Here is an 18,830-nt window from a genome sequence, read left to right as displayed (position 1 = left end):
TCGAAATCACATAAATACCTTATCACTTAAAAAAATAAACACCAAACCTCAAGTATTTAAGATAGAATGACATTCTGTATTTGACAACATTCTCCCCAAAAAAAAGAAAAATTTAGTAATGAACTTTTTTGTAATGTGATTTACTACTAAAACACCCTCAATAAAAAACCATAAAACTATAAATTAAATCATTATAAAACCATAAAAAAACCTATATATCACTCATGAAATCGATACCAATAGAATGATAATTGTATTAATAATACTTCTATTAAAGTAGAACTAAACACATGTAAACCGCATATAATTAAATATATTAACAACTACCTTAATAACAATTTAATTAGTATATTTAACCCATATGTTTAATTAAGTACCTTAATATAAATATATAGTAGTCTTGACTTAACACTACCGCTAGTTAGATATAAAAAAGCCTCCAATATGAGGAGGCTGTACAATCTGCTTTCTGCTTTAGGGTAACTATTTCGCTTCACTCGCGAGAGTCTGTCCTTTTACGGATTGTTTACGCGACCAATATCCCGCTAACATTGAGCCTGAGAGGTTATGCCAAATTGAGAAAATCGTTCCTGCTACAGCAGAAGCTGGCGTGAAGAATTTCATCGCAAGGGCTGTTGCAAGACCTGAATTTTGTAGTCCCACTTCGAACGCAATGGTACGGCACGTTCTTTCCTCGAATCCCAGAGCTTTACAAATCCAATAGCCTGCAGTAAGACCAATTGAATTATGCAAAATGACTGCTAACGCAACAATAGGACCAATCTGGCTTAGTTGACTAGCATTAAGCGCAACAACGATCGCTATGATCATAACAATTGCTAACATTGATATTAATGGTAAAACAGGCTCTAGCTTCTTAGTCACGGAATGCATAAATGAATTAACCACAATACCGATAAGTACTGGCACCATCACGATTTTAACCAAGCTTAGCAACATACCAGACACTGGCACATCAACAGCCTTACCTGCAAGAAACTCAACTAGTAAAGGCGTAACGATAACGCCGAGTAGTGTTGAGATTGCCGTCATAGATATAGACAGTGCAACATCGCCTTTTGCCAGATAGCACATAACATTTGAGGATGTACCTCCAGCTACGCTGCCAACCAATACCATACCAACGGTTAGTTCAGCGGAGAAGCCGAGCGCCATGCTAACAAGTAAAGCAACTAAAGGCATAATAGTGAACTGAAGTATCAATCCAATCGTTACGGCCTTTTTATTTTTAAGCACGTTAGCGAAGTCTTCTGGTTTGAGAGTCAAACCCATCGCCAACATGATAATCATCAGTAGAGGGACAATATTGCTTTTCAGGCTAGTAAACGTTTCGGGAGAAAAATAGGCTGCCAATGAAAATACTATTGCCCATAGCGGGAATAAATTTGTGAGTGTCCTTAACATAATCGTTCCTGTGTTACTTTGTGTTGTGTTTTTATGGTGTGTTTTTATGGTGTATTTTTATGCGGCATAATCTACCTCAAAAAGCACGATTTATATACCACATGTTTTTTATGGCTTTTCGAGAAGACATAAAAAAGCCTCTCCGAAGAGAGGCTTTCAAAGCTATTTATCAAATTAGGATTATTCCCACTCGATTGTTGCTGGTGGCTTACCTGAGATATCGTAAACAACACGCGAAATACCATCGATCTCGTTGATAATGCGGTTGGAAACTTTACCTAGGAAGTCATATGGTAGATGTGCCCAATGAGCGGTCATAAAATCGATAGTTTCAACAGCACGTAGAGAGACAACCCAATCGTATTTACGTCCATCACCCATTACGCCAACAGAACGTACAGGAAGGAAAACAGTAAAGGCTTGTGAAACTTTATTGTATAAGTCTGCAGCATGCAGCTCTTCGATAAAGATAGCATCAGCACGACGTAGTAAGTCGCAGTACTCTTTCTTCACTTCGCCAAGAACACGAACACCTAAGCCAGGTCCAGGGAATGGGTGTCGGTATAGCATGTTGTATGGTAGACCAAGCTCAAGACCGATCTTACGTACTTCATCTTTAAATAGTTCACGTAGTGGCTCAACTAATCCCATTTCCATATCGTCAGGCAATCCGCCTACGTTATGGTGAGATTTGATCACGTGAGCTTTACCTGTTTTAGAAGCCGCGGACTCAATAACATCAGGATAAATTGTGCCTTGCGCTAACCACTTAGCATTTTTCAGCTTGCGTGACTCTTCATCGAACACTTCAACAAACACACGACCGATAGTCTTACGTTTAGCTTCTGGCTCATCGATGCCTTCTAGAGCATTTAGGAAACGATCTTCTGCATCGACTTTGATAATGTTCAGACCAAACTTATCACCAAACATATCCATAACTTGTTGGCCTTCATTCAAACGAAGCAGACCATTATCTACGAATACACAAGTGAGCTTAGGACCGATTGCCTGATGCACAAGCATAGCAACAACAGAAGAATCAACACCGCCAGATAGACCAAGGATAACTTCATCATCACCAACTTGCTCTTTAATACGAGCAACAGCGTCTTCAATGATTGAAGCAGAAGTCCATAGTCGTTCACAACCACAAACACCAAGAACGAAATTCTCAAGCATCTTCATACCTTGTTTAGTATGAGTTACTTCTGGGTGGAATTGCACGCCGTAGTATTTCTTCTCTTCATTTGCCATAGCTGCAAATGGGCAAGTGTCCGTTTTACCTATCTGAACGAAATCAGATGGAATCTCTACAACTTTATCGCCATGGCTCATCCAGACATCAAGCAGCGGAGCTCCTTCAGCAGTCAAAGCGTCTTGTAGACCAGCAAATAATGCGGATTCACCAGCGACCTGAACCTGAGCGTATCCAAATTCACGTTCATTTGAACCTGCAACTTTACCACCAAGTTGTTCCGCCATTGTTTGCATACCGTAGCAAACACCGAAAACAGGAACGCCACTATCAAATACATACTGTGGTGCACGAGGAGAGTTTTCTTCAGTTACACTTTCTGGGCCGCCAGAAAGAATGATACCGTTAGGATTGAATTCACGGATATCCGCTTCATCTACGTCCCAACTCCATAGTTCACAGTAAACGCCAATCTCACGAACACGGCGGGCTACTAGCTGAGTATATTGAGAACCGAAATCCAAGATCAGAATTCGTTGGTCATGAATGTTCTTAGTCATTTTGAGCCGTCTTTAAAGCTGAGTTATAAAAAAACGAGGCGAGTTTACCCGCCTCACTTACAGTCATCAAGTAAAAAAGCAAACGGTTACGTTTACTGTCTCTGATAGTTTGGAGCTTCTTTCGTAATTTGCACGTCGTGAACGTGAGATTCTTGAATACCCGCACCAGAAATACGTACGAACTGAGCTTTAGTACGAAGATCTTCAATTGTCGCTGAGCCAGTAAGACCCATACATGAACGTAAACCACCCATCTGTTGATGGATAATGCCTTTAAGGCGACCCTTATAGGCGATACGACCTTCAATACCTTCTGGTACCAATTTGTCAGCAGCATTATCAGATTGGAAGTAACGATCTGATGAACCCTGAGACATTGCACCTAACGAACCCATTCCACGGTATGCTTTATAAGAACGACCTTGGAACAATACAACTTCTCCTGGAGCCTCTTCGGTACCAGCAAACATAGAGCCAACCATAACGCATGATGCACCAGCAGCAAGCGCTTTACTGATATCCCCAGAGAAACGGATACCGCCATCAGCGATAACAGGAACACCGTATTCATCAGCAACAGTCGCAGCATCAGAAATGGCGGTAATTTGAGGAACACCAACACCGGTAACGATACGAGTAGTACAGATTGAACCAGGGCCGATGCCTACTTTAACCGCACTTACACCAGCTTCAATCAGTGCACGTGCACCTTCAGCTGTAGCTACGTTACCACCGATAATTTGTAGATCTGGATACGCAGCGCGAGTTTCGCGGATACGATTTAAGACACCTTCTGAATGACCATGAGATGAGTCAATAAGAAGAACGTCAACGCCTGCTTCAACAAGAGCAGCGACACGCTCTTCATTACCTGGCGCAGCGCCAACAGCAGCACCACAGCGTAGACGACCCTGTGAGTCTTTACACGCGTTAGGTTTACGTTCTGCTTTATGGAAATCTTTTGCAGTAATCATGCCCGATAGCTTGAAGTTATCGTCAACAACAAGCACTTTCTCAACGCGAGCATCATGCATTTTTTCTTGAACTTCTTCACGAGATGCACCTTCTTTAACAGTGACAAGGCGATCTTTTGGTGTCATAACAACCGACACTTTCTTCTGAAGATTCGTAACGAAACGTACATCACGACCCGTAATGATACCAACCAATTCTTGGTTTTCATTAACCACAGGGAACCCTGCAAAGCCGTGTTTTTGAGTCAATTCCATGACATCAGCAATAGTGGCTTCTGGAGCGACAGTGATAGGTGAAGTCACCATACCTGCTTCGAAGATTTTAACCTGGCGAACTTGACGAGCTTGCTCTTCGATAGGCATGTTTTTGTGAATAAAACCAATACCACCTTCTTGAGCCAGTGCGATTGCTAGGCGAGCTTCCGTAACAGTATCCATCGATGCTGACAGCATAGGAATATTAAGAGTGATATCTTTAGTGAGCCGAGTGCGAAGATCGGCGGTGTTCGGAAGAACGGTTGAATGAGCCGGTACGAGTAGTACGTCGTCAAAAGTAAGTGCTTCTTTTGCAATTCGTAGCATTAGCAATATCTCACAACAAAGGTGTTAAAAGAAAATATCCAAAGCTTTATCGTTTCGCGTAATAAAGTGTTTTGGATTTGATATTGCGGTGGGATTATACCGAGGCAACATCAGTTTTACTACACATTTTTTAATTTTTTATTTGCAATTACCCCCTTGATATGTATTATATTGCCGCTACATTCCATCCTTACGGCCTCGAAATACGCTTTGCTAGCTGCTAATAACCAAAACATTTTCACTGTTTCACGCCTCAATGCTGAAGTTCGTCTACTCCTTGAGAACGAGATGGGTATTGTCTGGTTACTTGGCGAAATCTCTAACTTTTCAGCTCCAGTCTCAGGTCATTGGTACTTCACTTTAAAAGATTCCAGAGCTCAGGTTAAATGCGCTATGTTTCGCGGGAATAACCGTCGTGTGACATTTAAACCGCAAAATGGGCAGCAAGTTTTGGTAAAAGCTCGCCTTTCTCTTTATGAGCCTCGTGGGGACTACCAGTTAATTATAGAATCGATGCAACCCGAAGGGGATGGACGACTACAACAGGAATTTGAAAAGCTCAAAGTAAAGCTAGCTGGTGAAGGACTCTTCGCTCAATCATCGAAAAAGCCCATACCAGAACATCCACGTTGCGTTGGCATTATTACATCGAAAACTGGCGCCGCATTATTTGATATTCTCAATGTTCTAAAACGGCGCGACCCATCGCTTCCAATTATTATTTACCCAACCATGGTTCAAGGAGATGATGCGTCTATTAGCATTGCTCAGGCAATTGGTCGAGCAAATGAGCGTAATGAATGTGATGTTCTTGTTGTAGGTCGCGGAGGTGGTTCTCTAGAGGATTTGTGGTGCTTTAATAACGAAATTGTTGCCCGCACGATTGCAGCCAGTCAAATTCCGATAATAAGCGCGGTAGGTCATGAAATCGATATAACCATCGCGGACTTCGTTGCAGATGTTAGAGCGCCGACACCGTCAGCAGCCGCGGAGCTGGTGAGTAGAGATAACAGCCATAAAAGTGCTAGCTTTGAACACTTTAAACAAAAGCTGTTTAACGCGATGCGCTACTATATTTCAACTCAGAGTTCTCGTGCGCAAAAACGGCAGTATGCTCTTGAGAAACATCACCCGATGCATCAATTGCAACGACAAATGCAGCAATTAGATGAATTAAGGGGACGCTCATCACGCGCGGTCACACAGAGAATGCAAAGAGAACAGCAACGTTTAGATCGTAGTGAACAACGACTTAAATATGCATCTCCAATCGCTCAGGTTCATCGACAACAGCAGCAGCTAGAAAACAGGCAACAAAGACTTTGTGATGCTATAAAGAAAACGCTTTTAGCGAAGCAACACCAATTATCTCTTTCAATGGAAACTTTGGATGCAGTTAGTCCTCTAGCAACACTAAAAAGAGGTTATTCAGTAACAAGAACCCTTGACGGAAGAGTCGTTAAAGACGCCTCAGAGGTAGTAGCTGGAGAAACAATTGAAACAACTCTAAGTAAATCAGTTATTAAATCAAAAGTAATTTAGTCTGTTTCATCGAAACGAAATGTGACCCGCGTCTTCGATTTTAATTCATTACAGTGATTACAAAAATAATTCGCAGCTCCGCAAGCATTGAGTTTCTCTAGATCACTATGGCAGTCAGGACAAATACCAATCTTTAAAAAGTGCACTCGACACTGTGTACAAAAATACTTCCCATCCCAATCCAACTCTTTGTCACACTTAGGGCAATCATTCATTTAATCAACTCTCTGTTACAGTACAACAAACACTAGTTTACTATAAACAATCACAAAAACTCATAGTAATCAAAAATACTAACTATAGATATCATAAATATAAAATATAACAGGCTTTTGTAAATGACATATGTATTGGTTATGTTATAAGATTTTATTTATAGATCATTGTAAATCCATAGTTAAAAAATATTATTAACTGCGAAATTTTGATTTTAATTAATATTTAGTTATTTTCTTTTTAAATCCCCAAGACACCTTTTTATCGTAGCAGTAACATAACTACATATACTAAAGTTACTTTAGTTTCTAAACTAATTTTTCGTGCTAGAAAAAAGGTAACTCCAGTATTAATTCAGACTATAAATTGGTTTCCGTTTTTGTGAGATCAACTTTGATGATCTTAAATAAAAAATAGAAATGAGGTTAAATAGAACTATCAATAAAACAATAATATAAGGTTCCTAGACTACTGTGGTGCTTTCATAAATTGCGTCGATTTCTAAGCCAATTCTCACCCGCCAGTAGAAAAATACACTCAGTATTATCATTATTAACAGGTTAGTAATGACTTGTATTTTTGCGCCAAATTAAAAATTATTTGGTGTTATAAAACCAATTTGTCTGAAGAATCGAATTTTATTTTACATCTTTTAACGTGAGGTTCTTCATGAATAAGGGTTACCTATATATTGCAGGTTCAACACTGCTCTTTAGTTCAATGGAAATTGCAATTAAACTTGTATCCAGTGAATACAATCCAATGCAATTAAATTTATTGCGTTTTATTATTGGTGCAATAATATTGGCACCACTAGCCATTAAAAGCCTTAGAAAAACGAACTTTAAGTTCACTAAAGAAAGTGTTCACTTTCTCGCTATGTCTGGTTTTCTGTGCGTCGTTGTCAGTATGACATTCTTTCAGCTAGCTATCATGTACACCAAGGCATCCACTGTCGCGATTCTGTTTAGCTGTAATGCTGTATTCGTCATTCCGTTTGCTTATATCCTGCTAAAAGAGAATATCACTCCACTCACAATTATTTCTCTATTATTTAGTATTGTTGGTATTCTATTTATCGTAAATCCGATGAATTTAACCAACGTAGCAGGAATAGTATGTGCGTTGATTTCTGCTGTTTCATTTGCTCTTTATGGTGTCTTTGGTCATAGAGGTAGAAACAGATTTGGCTTAACCGGTGTTTCACTTACTTGCTTAAGTTTTGTGGCAGGTTCAGCAGAGCTATTAGTTCTCATGTGGATTTCTGAAATTCCATTTGTCGCAAACTGGTTAACAGCAGATGGTTTGTCAATATTTGCAGATATGCCAATAATAGAAGGCTTGAGCATGCACAGTATTCCATCTCTAGTTTACTTAGGAATTTTTGTTACAGGCTTGGGTTTCTGCTTTTACTTTCTTGCAATGGAAGAAACATCCGCTTCAACCGCCTCCATGGTATTTTTTATCAAACCCGCACTTGCCCCTATCCTCGCGTTGATCGTTTTGAGTGAAGGTCTTACTGAAAATGTAATTGCAGGTATTCTGCTTATTCTCGTTGGATCAATGGTGACATACGTGAACGATACCAAACGTAATAAAGCTAAACTTGCTCTGGCTACAGCAACCGGCAACGTAGAGTAATCGTCTCTCGTTAACAACCGACAATCACTCACTATCTATCAACCTTTAAAAGGCGCTTTCGTTAAAGCGCCTTTTTCTTTGTGCAACAATTCGTTACTATAGCGACTATTAAAGTGATCATTTCCCCTCTATTTATGATCTTTTTGCGATCGAGAGCTTTATCCACTTTGATCAGCGATCTAGCCCAAAAAGAACTTTTATATAACCACACCCCGAAAGCATAAGTTACATGTTCTGCATATGGATTATATAAAGATAAATATCCTTTAAAATTTGATTTTTAACCTAAATTTAAGAATTTAATAAAAAGATCGTATTTCAATCACTCTCACTATGTAACTTATGCAGAAAATAACGATATTTTCATCTTTCCGATAGTAGCATTCGTCTCCGAAGATGACGCGCAACAAAAAACCCAGGGTTTAAGCCTGGGTTTTGTTTTATCTCTAACGCTTACTTTTTACGGTTTTTAACCATATCCATAAGACGTTTACGTTTTCTTTCCTGAGATAAGGTCGCCTTGTTCGTCTTACCTTCAAACGGGTTATCACTACTCTGGAATTGTATCTTAATTGGCGTTCCCACAATCTCAAGAGATTTACGGTAGTAGTTCATTAAATACCGTTTATAGGCATCTGGTAACTCATTGACCTGGTTTCCATGTACCACGATAATTGGCGGGTTATATCCACCAGCATGTGCGTACTTAGGTTTAACACGACGTCCACGAACTAATGGTGGTTGGTGATCATCTGTCGCCATCTTAAGTATTCTCGTTAGAATAGAGGTTCCCACTCGAGTGGTTGCCGACTTATACGCTTCGTCTACAGATTCAAACAAGTGTCCAACACCAGTACCATGTAGAGCTGAGATAAAGTGAATACGCGCAAAGTCAACAAACCCTAAACGTCTATCCAACTCTTTCTTCACTCGCTCTTTTACATCTGTATCCAAACCGTCCCATTTGTTAACCGCCAATACGATTGAACGACCTGCATTAAGTGCAAATCCTAGTAACGATAAATCTTGGTCAGAAATATTTTCGCGGGCATCGACTACGAGCAGAACAACATTCGCATCTTCAATCGCTTTCAACGTTTTGACAACAGAAAACTTTTCAACAGTTTCGTTAATACGTTTACGTCGTCTCACTCCAGCGGTATCGATTAATACATACTCACGTCCATTTCTTTCCATTGGAATATAAATAGAGTCACGAGTGGTTCCTGGCATATCATATACAACGACACGTTCTTCACCCAAAATTCGGTTTGTTAGCGTAGATTTACCAACGTTTGGGCGACCAATAATGGCCAGCTTAATCGGTTGTTCCTGTAATCGTTGATATACTTTTTCCGCTTCTTCTTCCGAATAATCCAGTTTTTCTTCTGCGTCGATAAAACCAGTTAAATCTTCAATTTCACCCTCTTCTGAGTCTTTTAACGATTCAGCGAAAGGATTAAGCGCTTTCTCGACCAGAGCATTAACACCACGGCCATGAGCAGCAGCAATTTTATACATGTTATCCATGCCTAATTGCCAAAATTCAGCTCCTGCAGCATCACCATCAATACCATCAACCTTATTCACAACAAGGAATGTTGGCTTTTCGATACGACGAAGATGCTGTGCGATGCCCTCATCCGATGACGTCAAACCTGCGCGTCCATCTACGAGGAAAAGCACTACGTCGGCTTCTTCAATAGCAGCAAGGGATTGCTGAGCCATTTTAGTCTCAACCCCTTCTTCACTACCATCGATACCGCCGGTATCAATAACAATATAATCTTGTTCACCTAACCTAGCCTGACCGTATTTACGATCGCGCGTCAGACCGGGAAAGTCTGCAACCAGCGCATCACGGGTCCGGGTTAATCGGTTAAATAATGTGGATTTTCCGACATTCGGACGGCCAACAAGAGCCACAACAGGTATCATAACAACCTCTAAACTAGTCTTTTGCTATGTAGGTATAGGTAAACACTCATGAAAAAGCATTAATTTTTACCTTTACCTACATACATTTTATTACAATAAAACGGCCCCTGACTGTTTCCAACCAGGAGCCGGGTGCGAAGTGTATCACAAAAAATTATTTGATCGTCAGTTTCTTCACGTCACCATTACGAGTGACAATCAAATAGCCATCAGGCAAGACAATCGGTGCGACGGCAAAGCCGCTATTATTAACATGCTGTTGAGATACAAACTCACCAGTATTGCGATCAATCCAGTATAGATACCCTTCACTGTCACCCACGACAACGTAGTCATTGATGATTACTGGGGATGTCACAAGACGATTTTCAAGCTTTTTGTTTTGCCAAAGTTCGGTTCCACTACGAGCATCAACTGCGACAAGGTGATCCTTTGATGTCACTAGAAATATATTGGCTCCATCGCTAGCGAGATCGAGTGCCGATGAATACGTTCTTTTCCATTTTGGTTTGCCTGAACGTAGATCGATAGCAATCAACTGTCCGTTATAACCCACGGTGTAAAGCGTTGCACCGAGAACAAGTGGTGATGAGTCAACATCAACGAGTCTATCGATTTCCGTAGAACCTTTTGGTATACCGACAGATTGTTGCCAAATTAATTGACCACGAGCAGATATAGCCGCTGCTAGACGACCACTGGCGGTTCCCCAAAAGACACCACCCGACACTGCTACCGGTGCGCTGTCACCTCGAAGAGTAAGATTAGGAACTTCAGTGTTTATTACCCACTTCTGTTTACCGTCTTGCTGATCAAGACCGATTAGCTCACCTTCACTGGTATTGACGATAACTAGTGAACCATCAGTTGTCGGAGCAGCCAAAACTTCGCCAGACACGTTCGCTGTCCAGTCAACGTTGCCGTTTTCAGCATCAAGGGCATATATAACCCCAGTTTCACTACCAACAAAGACTTTGTTAATACCGCTACTGATGCCGCCAGCTAATTTAACAGGCGAGCCAACTTCCAGGTCTTTTGACCAGAGCACTTTACCATTTTCAGGATCAAGAGCTCTCACTTCACCATCGCGACTTGCAACAAAGATTTTTCCATAAGCGTATTCTGGCTTTAACTTAGAAAAATAATGTCCAACGCCACTACCGACTGAGGTACTCCAATCAACATCAGGCGTAAATTGACTATTCACCTGAGGAACGGGAGCCATAACGATAGAATCTTCTTCACTAGAACATCCCATCATAGCTCCTGAAATAAGAGCGATAGCCAACCAATGTTTATTTTTTATTTTCAACAATTCTCGCATTAAGATGTGCCCTTATTTTGCCAAATCATCTAATTTCATTTGTAGCGTTTGGCTAGCATCTTTCGCTTGCTGAGCTTCTGTATAAGCAATGTAAGCTGCGTCTTTATCACCCTGGCGAAGCGCAATATCACCCTTTAGCTCGAGAACTCGTCCTTGCCAATCATCATTTTTGATTGCATCAAGAGACTTGGTTGCCTGATCATAATCACCCTGTTCAGCTTGAACTCGAGCTGCACGGAAATTAATCAGTGCTGACAACGCTTCATCTTTAGTGTTCCCTTTCGCCCATTCAAGCTGAGCTAAGCCTTCGTCTAGGTTACCCGCTTCAATCTGGACTTTTGCCAATTGTAGAGCAGCAAGGACGGCATACTGACTATCTTTATTGCCATCAATAAATGACTGAACAGTCGATTCAGCTTTCGCACCTTCACTATCCAAAGTAGAAATCACGTTCGTATATGCGTGAGAGGCCGATTCTTGAGTTTTCTGCGTGTGATTTTCGTAGTACTTCCATCCACCGATAGCAGCAAGTCCAATTACCGTACCGATGATGACGGCCTTCCCATTTTGTTTCCACCAATCTTTGATCGCTTCAACTTGTTGTTCTTCGGTATCGTAGAGTTCCACTTTATGTCCTCATTACACTTCATCAAGAGCGGGATTAAACCAGCCCTTTCACTTTTTCCACGATGTCTGCCTGAGCGATCGTTTCCTGCTCACCACCAGAGAGATCTTTAAATACCACAGTATTTTCAGCTACTTCATTTTCGCCAAGAACCAAGGCTACAGCAGCACCTACTTTGTCTGCACGCTTAAACTGTTTCTTAAAGTTACCACCGCCACAATGAGTCATCACTCGAAGTCCCGGAACGGCTTCACGCAATGATTCAGCGAGTTTCATACCGCTCATCATTGTACCTTCACCGCCAGTAACAACATAGACATCAACACTACGACGAGTCTCTGTTAGTCCCAGAGTTTCAACCATGAGAACCAAACGTTCTAGGCCCATAGCAAAACCGACTGCTGGTGCAGGCTTACCACCAAGCTGCTCAACCAAACCGTCATAACGGCCACCGCCACAAACGGTACCTTGAGCACCAAGGCTCTCAGTAATCCATTCAAATACGGTGCGGTTGTAATAATCTAGGCCACGAACCAGACGTTCGTTAACAGTGTATTTGATACCAGCGGCATCTAGAAGTTCACACAGACCAGAAAAATGCAGCTTCGATTCTTCATCCAAATACTCCGAAAGTTTTGGTGCATCGCCTAAGATAGCTTGAATATCAGGATTTTTAGTATCCAAAACTCGTAGCGGATTGGTATACATACGACGCTTAGCATCTTCATCAAGCACTTCTTCATGCTGTTCAAAGAATTCAATCAAAGCCGTGCGGTATTCAGCTCTAGCTTCTAAAGAACCAATAGAATTAAGTTCTAAACGAACATATTCCGCAATACCCAAATCTCGCCACATACGCGCTGTCATCATGATCAATTCAGCATCGATATCTGGACCATCGAGACCAAACACTTCAACACCACACTGATGGAATTGTCTGTAACGACCTTTTTGTGGGCGTTCATGACGGAACATTGGTCCCATATACCATAAGCGTTGCTCTTGATTATAAATCAGACCATTTTGGATTCCTGAACGTACACAGCCAGCCGTGCCTTCTGGACGAAGAGTCAGGCTGTCGCCATTGCGGTCAGCAAAGGTATACATTTCCTTTTCAACCACATCAGTAACCTCACCAATTGCTCGGCTGAACAGGTTAGTGACTTCCACGATAGGCATACGCACTTCATTGTATCCGTATGCACTGATAACATTTTTCACCGCACCTTCGACTTTCTGCCAAAGAGGTGACTGGGTTGGGAGACAGTCATTCATCCCACGAATTGCTTGAATTGTTTTTGCCACGATAGTTACCGTAATTCTTTAAATTTATTCATCAACTGAAGTTACATCAATGCGATTTTTTTCATCAAGCATCGACGCTTTAGCACGAATTTTTGCTTCTAACTGATCGACGAGATCATCATTGTCGAATCGCTCTTTCTGGCGGACACCATCATCATAAAATGCACTTTTTCTGTTACCACCAGCGAGTCCTAGATGAGATGCTTCCGCTTCACCTGGGCCATTAACAACGCAACCGATGATAGACACATCCATTGGAGTAAGCACATCTTCGAGCCGCTGTTCGAGAGCATTGACAGTACCGATTACATCAAACTCTTGGCGTGAACAGGATGGACAGGCAATAAAGTTGATTCCTCTTGAGCGGATACGTAAGGATTTTAGAATATCAAAGCCAACTTTAATTTCTTCAACAGGATCAGCAGCAAGAGAAATGCGCAATGTATCACCGATACCTTCAGCAAGAAGCATTCCCAGTCCCACAGCCGATTTCACAGAACCAGCACGAGCACCGCCCGCTTCAGTAATGCCAAGATGGAGAGGTTGATCTATCTTTTTAGCGAGTAATCGATACGAGTCAACAGCCAGAAAAACATCCGACGCTTTTACACTGACTTTGAATTGATCGAAGTTCATACGATCTAAGATATCAACGTGGCGCATTGCCGATTCAACTAAAGCTTCGGGCGTTGGTTCACCGTATTTTAGTTGAAGATCTTTTTCCAGCGATCCACCGTTAACTCCGATACGAATAGGAATATTCTTATCACGAGCACAATCGACAACCGAACGGATTCGATCTTCTCGCCCTATGTTTCCAGGGTTAATACGCAGACAATCAACACCGTACTCAGCGACTTGTAATGCGATACGGTAATCGAAATGGATATCGGCAACCAAGGGAACAGATACCTGCTGTTTTATCAGCTTAAACGCTTCAGCAGCATCCATGGTAGGAACAGAAACACGAACGATATCTGCACCCACTTTCTCTAGAGCCTTTATTTGTTTAACGGTAGCGTCCACATCAGTAGTACGCGTGTTCGTCATGGATTGTACAGCGATGGGCGCACCATCACCGATTGGAACGTCGCCCACGTATATACGTGTCGAGCGACGACGCTTAATTGGAGATTCGTGTTGCATATTCGTTTCTATGGTAAGGTGAATCGAGCTACTTTGCCTGAAGTATACCCAGAAAGGTCGACGGGTTCACCTGCAAATGTCATTGAAACGCTCTCAGGAGCACCTAAAACAACACTAAATGGCTTTTCACCTTCAAGATTAAGATGACTACCCGCTTTTTTAAGACCAATAGAAAGAGTTTTGCCGGATGAGTCCTTCACGCTAATCCAGCAATCTTTGGTAAAATTCATCACAAGTTCTGGGGTGCTAGCTGTAGTAGTTACAACTGCGTCTGTTGGCTCACTGACATTAGAATCATCCGAGACATCTGATGTCTCATCGCTTACCGAACCAGTATCAGTTGTTTCAGATGCTGATTCCGCTGATTCGCTGTTAACTGAATCATCAGCTGCAGGCTCTTCCGGTGCAATTTCTTCTTCTATCTTCTTCTGAGCATCAACATCCTCAGCCGTAGCTTCATCTGTTGAAATATCTTCTGTCGGCGCAACATTATCACCTTCCTGCTCTTCTTGAGCCTGAGCTGCAGAGGATGGTCTCAAAGAATCTTGCTGCTGATTTTGGTACCACCATACAGATGAAATTCCCACAACAATAATGACAATACAAAACGTGATTAAATTAATACGGTTATTGTGCTGCTTCTTCGATGTTTGGCGTGAGAAACTCTTCATTTCAACCGATTCAACTTCTTTTCTATCATCGGCGCCGGTACATCTATTGAATGCAGCAAGAATGATGCTTTCTTCTATTCCTACTAATTTAGCGTAAGAACGCACATAACCTTTGGTAAACGTTGTTACCTTATCAATATCGAAATTATCGGCCTCGATGGCGTTTATAATTGCGACTCTTAACCTCAGACGGTTAGCAACCTGTTCAATTGAAAGGCCAAGAGATTCACGTTTTTCCCTGAGTAATTGTCCAGGTGTTACTGGAGCCTCTTCTTTGACTGTTTCTGTCTCTGTATTCATCCGCGAATTCTATCTCTTATTCGTTTTGCGTTGAGTAAACCCTTTTTATCTATTTCTTTTCATCGTTTTTATAAAAAGTGTATACATTTAAGTCAGTATAGACAATCTTAGCGTTAAAAATATCAATAACTCAAATAGTTTCGATATTTAAAAAAACACATTCTAAAGAATTATATACGTTAAACAACAGACTGTTCCATTTGAGCTTCTTTTGAGCCTAAGGTTTTTCTTTTCTTTGACAAAAGTCATATGCGTCGTTTAAAGAATATACAAAAAAGCCAGACATTTGTCTGGCTTATTGATTAATTGACCGCTTTTACAGGAATTGGTTCCCCAACACTCTGTTTTAATTTTGTTCTCTTGGTTCTGTCAATAACATCACCAACTAACTGCCCACAAGCAGCATCGATATCATCACCACGAGTTTTGCGTACGGTTACGGTGAGCTCGTAACTCGTCAACGTTTTCATGAAGCGATCGATTCGAGAGTTACTCGGCTTTTTGTACGGCGATCCTGGGTAAGGATTAAATGGAATAAGGTTTATTTTACACGGAGTATCTTTCATCAGTTCCGCAAGTTCATGGGCATGTTCAGTACCATCATTTACATGATCTAGCAGCACATATTCAACCGTTACTTTTCCACGGTTGGCATTCGATGTCGCGATATATCGACGAACAGACGCCAAAAAGTCTTGTATATCCCAACGATCATTGATCGGCATAATATCGCTGCGCAGTTTATCATTCGGAGCATGCAGAGAAATCGCCAATGCAACGTCAATCTTGCCAGTCATTTGATCAAGGCCAGATACAACACCAGACGTTGACACTGTTACACGACGCTTTGATAAACCAAAACCTAGGTCATCTAACATGATTTCCAGAGCCGGAATCAGGTTTTTCATATTGAGCAATGGCTCACCCATACCCATCATAACGACGTTAGTAATAGGTCGACGGCCAGTTTCTTTTTCTAGGCCAACTTCTCGGGCTGCTCGCCAAACCTGACCAATGATTTCGGACACTCTCAAGTTACGGTTAAACCCTTGTTGAGCTGTTGAACAAAACTTACATTCAAGCGCACAACCAACCTGAGAAGAAACACATAATGTTGCGCGATCATCTTCTGGTATATAAACCGTTTCAACATCTTGATCTCCGACTTTCATCGCCCATTTGATTGTACCATCAGACGAATGCTGGGCTTCGGCCACTACTGGTGCCTTAATCTCACAACGGGCATGAAGTTTTTGACGCAACACTTTATTAATGTTGTTCATCTTATCAAAGTCATCACAACCAAAGTGATAAATCCACTTCATCACCTGATCGGCGCGAAACGCTTTTTCGCCCAGTTCTTCGACAAAGAACTCTCGCATAGCTTGGCGATTAAAGTCGAGTAGATTGATTTTTGTGGTCATGGAGCCTCTCATAAACCGAACATTAAATTCAGGGCGCGCATTGTACAGCCTTTAATCAAGGTCAACAAGTGTTTCCAAATTTGGCACCGTGAGCATTTCATAAAGATACTTTCTATACAACTACATAGAAAAAATCCCGGATATAAGCTCCGGGATTTATCTTCAATTTTACCTAATAGCATAAAGCTTATCGAGGGCAGATTTCTGACTCAGGGAAAAAGAAAGCGATTTCTCTCGCTGCAGACTCAGGGCTATCACTGCCATGCACTGAGTTATACTTCATACTTTTAGCATAATCCGCTCTCAAAGTACCACATGCAGCTTCTTCTGGATTGGTTTTACCCATTAATTCACGATAGCGCGTAATGGCATTTTCGCCTTCCAAGACTTGAACCATAATTGGAGCTGAAGTCATAAACTCAACAAGCGGTTCATAAAATGGTTTACCCTCGTGCTCGGCATAAAAACCGGCAGCCTGCTCTTGTGTTAAATGCACCATTTTCGCTGCCACAATTTGAAGCCCGGCTTTTTCCATACGATGATAGATTTCACCAATCAAATTACGTTCAACGGCGTCCGGTTTTATAATAGAAAATGTTCTTTCGCGCGCCATAAGCATATCCTTTATTTTATATTTTAAGCTGACTCACCTAATATCCCTGCTAGGGTTCTAATTCCAGTACCTGTAGCACCAGAGGACCACTTATCGCTAGGTGATTTACGATAAGTAGCTGAACAGTCAAAGTGCAACCAACCTTTTTGGTAGTCTTCGACAAAATACGATAAAAATGCAGCTGCTGTGCTTGCACCTGGTGAATAATCACCAGAAGAAATGTTAGACAAATCAGCGAAGCTCGATGGCAACATCTCTCTGTGGAAAGAAGCCAGAGGTAAAGACCATAAGCCTTCTTTTTCCTGCTTAGCAATTGTTAATGCTTTATGCGATAACTCATCATCGAATGAGAGCAATGCGTGATAATCGTTACCAAGAGCATTTTTGGCAGCTCCAGTAAGTGTAGCGCAATCAATGATTAATTCTGGTTTTTGTTCTGACGCAAAAATGAGACCATCGGCAAGAACTAAGCGCCCTTCCGCATCAGTATTCATAATCTCAACGGTTTTACCATTCTTGTAAGTGATGATATCACCTAATTTGAGGGCTCGGCCGTTAACCATGTTCTCAGCACAGCAAAGAATAAGCTTAACACGTTTGTTTAAGCCTCTGAGGATAGCAAGACCTAAGCCACCAGAAACCATTGCTGAACCACCCATGTCAGATTTCATGGATGACATGAAGTTTGACGGCTTAAGGCTGTAACCACCAGAATCGAAAGTAATACCTTTCCCTACTAGGCAAGCGTATACGGGAGCATTTTCGTCGCCAGTGGGGTTGTAATCTAATTGCAGCATCGCCGATGTTCTATCCGAACCACGACCAACAGCAAAAATGCCCTCCCATCCTTCAGCGAGAAGATCTTTGTCCTTAACGATTCGATAAGTGACCTTTTCTGGAGCAAGGGATTTAATAAATTCAGCCGCCATTGTCGCTAACTGTCTTGGAGCAACTTCCTCTGCACTCTTATTAACAATATCTCGAGCCCAACTGGATACTTTAATGCGAGCCTCAAGTTCTGCCTGTTCAGCTTCTTCTAAGTCAGGCCAAGATAATTGATTTGCTTTCTTTGGATCACGGTAACCTTGATAGAATGCCCAAATGGATTCCAGATCCCAATCAGATCCGCTTAATTCAGCATTTCGAATACCCTGACCATCAAGTTTTCTAGCTGCTTTTTGAACAAGAGCGAGAGGATCTTGGCTCTCGAACAGATGAATAGTGGCTCCCGACTGTCCGAAAGAAAGAAGCGCTTTCTCTCCCCATTGCTCCGGAGCTTTTGATTGACTGATATATACCGACATACTTGCAGACATGGTTTCTCCTTGTCTCTGGCTTGATAGTTG

General features: G+C 41.6%; 15 protein-coding genes. 2 read left to right on the top strand and 13 right to left on the bottom strand.

Going from position 1 to position 18,830, the window contains the following annotated elements; genetic code table 11:
• Positions 1–483: 483 nt before the first annotated feature.
• From EES38_RS14085 to guaB, 3 genes are all read right to left on the bottom strand, one after another.
• Complete coding sequence (locus tag EES38_RS14085; protein ID WP_124937852.1) at positions 484–1,425, bottom strand: bile acid:sodium symporter family protein; 942 nt, start codon at positions 1,423–1,425, stop codon at positions 484–486.
• 180 nt (positions 1,426–1,605) lie between these two features.
• Positions 1,606–3,183, bottom strand: a complete 1,578-nt coding sequence (gene guaA, locus EES38_RS14080; protein WP_124937851.1) for a glutamine-hydrolyzing GMP synthase — start codon at positions 3,181–3,183, stop codon at positions 1,606–1,608.
• A 92-nt stretch (positions 3,184–3,275) separates the two neighbouring features.
• Positions 3,276–4,739: an IMP dehydrogenase gene (gene guaB / locus EES38_RS14075; protein WP_124937850.1), complete on the bottom strand. Its 1,464-nt coding sequence runs from the start codon at positions 4,737–4,739 to the stop codon at positions 3,276–3,278.
• Positions 4,740–4,949: 210 nt separating this feature from the next.
• On the opposite strand from guaB, the gene xseA reads away from it, so the two are divergent.
• On the top strand, positions 4,950–6,281 hold the full coding sequence (gene xseA / locus EES38_RS14070; RefSeq protein WP_124937849.1) for an exodeoxyribonuclease VII large subunit: 1,332 nt from the start codon (positions 4,950–4,952) through the stop codon (positions 6,279–6,281).
• Here xseA and EES38_RS14065 read toward each other — a convergent pair.
• Positions 6,278–6,496, bottom strand: a complete 219-nt coding sequence (locus EES38_RS14065) for a zinc ribbon domain-containing protein (RefSeq protein ID WP_124937848.1) — start codon at positions 6,494–6,496, stop codon at positions 6,278–6,280. The two genes, xseA and EES38_RS14065, sit on opposite strands and share 4 nt — an antisense overlap.
• 670 nt (positions 6,497–7,166) lie before the next feature.
• Here EES38_RS14065 and EES38_RS14060 point away from each other — a divergent pair.
• Positions 7,167–8,138 (top strand): DMT family transporter, encoded by a 972-nt coding sequence (locus EES38_RS14060; RefSeq protein ID WP_124937847.1) that lies wholly within the window; start codon positions 7,167–7,169, stop codon positions 8,136–8,138.
• A gap of 453 nt (positions 8,139–8,591) precedes the next feature.
• Here EES38_RS14060 and der read toward each other — a convergent pair whose 3' ends face one another.
• The 9 genes from der to pepB all read right to left on the bottom strand — a co-directional run bounded on the left by der (position 8,592) and on the right by pepB (position 18,800).
• A complete protein-coding gene (gene der / locus EES38_RS14055) occupies positions 8,592–10,076 on the bottom strand; it encodes a ribosome biogenesis GTPase Der (RefSeq protein ID WP_124937846.1) in 1,485 nt (494 codons plus the stop codon).
• A gap of 154 nt (positions 10,077–10,230) precedes the next feature.
• The gene (gene bamB / locus EES38_RS14050) at positions 10,231–11,391 is read right to left on the bottom strand and encodes an outer membrane protein assembly factor BamB (RefSeq protein WP_439333259.1); all 1,161 of its coding nucleotides are present in this window, start codon (positions 11,389–11,391) and stop codon (positions 10,231–10,233) included.
• 21 nt (positions 11,392–11,412) lie between these two features.
• Positions 11,413–12,027 (bottom strand): YfgM family protein, encoded by a 615-nt coding sequence (locus EES38_RS14045; RefSeq protein ID WP_124937844.1) that lies wholly within the window; start codon positions 12,025–12,027, stop codon positions 11,413–11,415.
• Between the two features lie 34 nt (positions 12,028–12,061).
• Complete coding sequence (hisS, locus tag EES38_RS14040; protein ID WP_124937843.1) at positions 12,062–13,330, bottom strand: histidine--tRNA ligase; 1,269 nt, start codon at positions 13,328–13,330, stop codon at positions 12,062–12,064.
• Between the two features lie 24 nt (positions 13,331–13,354).
• Positions 13,355–14,476 (bottom strand): flavodoxin-dependent (E)-4-hydroxy-3-methylbut-2-enyl-diphosphate synthase, encoded by a 1,122-nt coding sequence (gene ispG, locus EES38_RS14035; protein ID WP_124937842.1) that lies wholly within the window; start codon positions 14,474–14,476, stop codon positions 13,355–13,357.
• A gap of 8 nt (positions 14,477–14,484) precedes the next feature.
• Positions 14,485–15,447, bottom strand: coding sequence for a cytoskeleton protein RodZ (gene rodZ, locus EES38_RS14030; RefSeq protein WP_124937841.1), 963 nt, complete (start codon positions 15,445–15,447; stop codon positions 14,485–14,487).
• A 302-nt stretch (positions 15,448–15,749) separates the two neighbouring features.
• Positions 15,750–16,871, bottom strand: coding sequence for a dual-specificity RNA methyltransferase RlmN (gene rlmN / locus EES38_RS14025; RefSeq protein ID WP_124937840.1), 1,122 nt, complete (start codon positions 16,869–16,871; stop codon positions 15,750–15,752).
• Between the two features lie 187 nt (positions 16,872–17,058).
• Positions 17,059–17,484, bottom strand: a complete 426-nt coding sequence (ndk, locus tag EES38_RS14020) for a nucleoside-diphosphate kinase (RefSeq protein ID WP_124937839.1) — start codon at positions 17,482–17,484, stop codon at positions 17,059–17,061.
• A 23-nt stretch (positions 17,485–17,507) separates the two neighbouring features.
• On the bottom strand, positions 17,508–18,800 hold the full coding sequence (gene pepB / locus EES38_RS14015) for an aminopeptidase PepB (RefSeq protein WP_124937838.1): 1,293 nt from the start codon (positions 18,798–18,800) through the stop codon (positions 17,508–17,510).
• Positions 18,801–18,830 lie beyond the last annotated feature (30 nt).

Origin of the sequence: Vibrio viridaestus, from assembly GCF_003856525.1 — a bacterium.
Taxonomy (GTDB): Bacteria; Pseudomonadota; Gammaproteobacteria; order Enterobacterales; family Vibrionaceae; genus Vibrio; species Vibrio viridaestus.
The sequence above is the reverse complement of the archived record's forward strand: the minus strand, read 5'-3'. Positions and strand labels throughout refer to the sequence as shown.